This window comes from Fulvivirga aurantia (assembly GCF_009711475.1).
Taxonomy (GTDB): Bacteria; Bacteroidota; Bacteroidia; order Cytophagales; family Cyclobacteriaceae; genus Fulvivirga; species Fulvivirga aurantia.
Map to the genome: position 1 here is coordinate 1 of NZ_SMMD01000365.1, position 2,043 is coordinate 2,043.

General features: G+C 40.9%; 3 protein-coding genes. 1 reads left to right on the plus strand and 2 read right to left on the minus strand.

Going from position 1 to position 2,043, the window contains the following annotated elements; all coding sequences use genetic code 11:
• On the plus strand, positions 1-636 hold a 636-nt coding region (locus tag E1176_RS01870; RefSeq protein WP_155208878.1), incomplete at its 5' end, for an alpha/beta hydrolase.
• A 2-nt stretch (positions 637-638) separates the two neighbouring features.
• Here the strand turns inward: E1176_RS01870 and E1176_RS01875 are convergent.
• Together E1176_RS01875 and E1176_RS01880 are read right to left on the minus strand one after the other, a co-directional pair.
• A complete protein-coding gene (locus E1176_RS01875; protein ID WP_155208879.1) occupies positions 639-872 on the minus strand; it encodes a hypothetical protein in 234 nt (77 codons plus the stop codon).
• A gap of 32 nt (positions 873-904) precedes the next feature.
• A partial coding sequence (locus E1176_RS01880; RefSeq protein WP_155208880.1) for a CNNM domain-containing protein occupies positions 905-2,043 on the minus strand: 1,139 nt, incomplete at its 5' end.

Below are 2,043 nucleotides of genomic sequence, written 5' to 3' on the forward strand. Positions count from 1 at the left end.
TATCCGGTGCTGTACATGCATGATGGACAAAACTTGTTTGCGGATTCTACATCGTTCATCGGGGAATGGCATGTTGATGAAACATTGGATAGTTTGTACAAGGCGACTGGGTTAGCACTCATAGTAGTTGGTATAGATAATGGCGGGGAGCATAGGATTAATGAATACACCTCTTGGACCCATCAAAAATACGGAGGCGGTGAAGGACCTGAGTATGCAGCATTTATCGTCAACGAACTCAAACTGATGATTGATAGTACTTACCGCACACAAGTTGATAATAATGCCATTCTCGGTAGTAGCCTCGGAGGCTTAATCTCTCACTATATGATTTACACCTATCCTGAAGTTTTTTCTAAAGCAGGTATATTTTCTCCCTCTTATTGGTTTTCTGAAGAAGTCATAACATTTACAGAAACGCATTCATTTTCTAAAGAGCATAAGATTTACAGCATCATGGGAGATAAAGAAGGTGAGCAGGGGCTCAAGGCCTTTGACCTGACAAATGAAATCATGAAGGGAAGTAAATATCTAATTTTCAAACACCGGACCATCCCTGGTGGTGAACATAATGAGACATTCTGGTCACAGCAACTTGCTGATTGTATAGTGTGGCTTTATAAAGAAGAACTCTAAGCCTACTTCAGGTTCTCCAATCTGATCTTATATTTCAATGCATTGATGATAAAGTTGAGGCCGGTAATCAACACCGCAAGACTCACTGTACCAAGTAAAAACCATTGCCAAAAAGGAGCGCCTTCATGGCGCATAAAAGCAACTTCGATCACTGCACATAAACCTGAGCCGAAACCAACAGCTCCAAGGCCACCTGATAGCAACCATTTTCTTTTTAGTGTAGCTCTTTTACCCATTTCATCTAGAAAAAGGACTAAAGTAGGTTTGGTTAATTTTCTTTATTTGGTGCTGTGCCTCCGGTTATACCAAACTTGGCCACATCTTCTGATGTTTCATCTGTCTGTTCTTCTTCATTCTCCTCGATGAGCAAGCCTAATTTTTGAGCCCGTTGTCTCCATTGGTTGCGGGCGTATTCCTGCATATCTTCAATGCCATCAAACTCATCCATGATCTCACGCCCCAGTAGAGTTTCCATAATATCTTCCATGGTAACAAGTCCTGCTACGCCTCCATACCGGTCTGTAACCAAAGCAAAATGCTCTTTACTTTCGACAAACCTATCAAGTATGATTGGCAGTTTCATAGTATGAGCTACCATCAAAACCTCTCTTTTGATATCTCTAAGTGTAAGCTCGTGTTGATCTTCAGCCAATCTGCTTAACACATCTACTTTATGCACGTAACCACTGATATCATCCCTATTTTTCTTAAAAACAGGGATTCTGGAAAATTTCTTAAACGTTTCGTTTTCGAAAAGCTCTTGAAGTTGCTTATCTTCCTGCATCATCACAATCACGGTGCGTGGAGTCATCACATCTTCTACCATGATATTCCTTAGGGTTACCAGATTTTTAATCATCTTAGACTCTGTTTTGGCAAAAACTCCCTCCTTCTCCCCGATATCGGCCATAGCTGAAAGCTCAGCTCGACTTACAGAAGCCGAATTTTCATCTTTAGAGAGCAGCTTGGTAATACCTTTGGACATGATCACCAAAGGATACATTAGCACAATAAGTACATTTAAAGTCTTTACCGAAAAACCGATCAATGAGCGCCAATAACTTGCACCAATGGTTTTTGGTATGATTTCAGAAAAAACGAGGATGAGCAAAGTCAGCACGGCCGACACCAGCCCAAGGTACTTATTACCAAAAACAACTGCAGCCTGTGCACCAACGCCAGCGGCACCTACCGTGTGAGCAATGGTATTAAATGACAAAATTGCAGCAAGTGGTCTGTCGATATTATCTTTCAGCTTTTCAAGATTCTGGCCCAAAGAAGAGCTTTCATCCTGCTTAAGTGATTCTACATAAGAGGGTGTAATAGAAAGCAATACCGCTTCTAAAATAGAGCATAAAAACGACACCAATAAGGCTATAGACAGATATACAATGAGTAGTACCATAT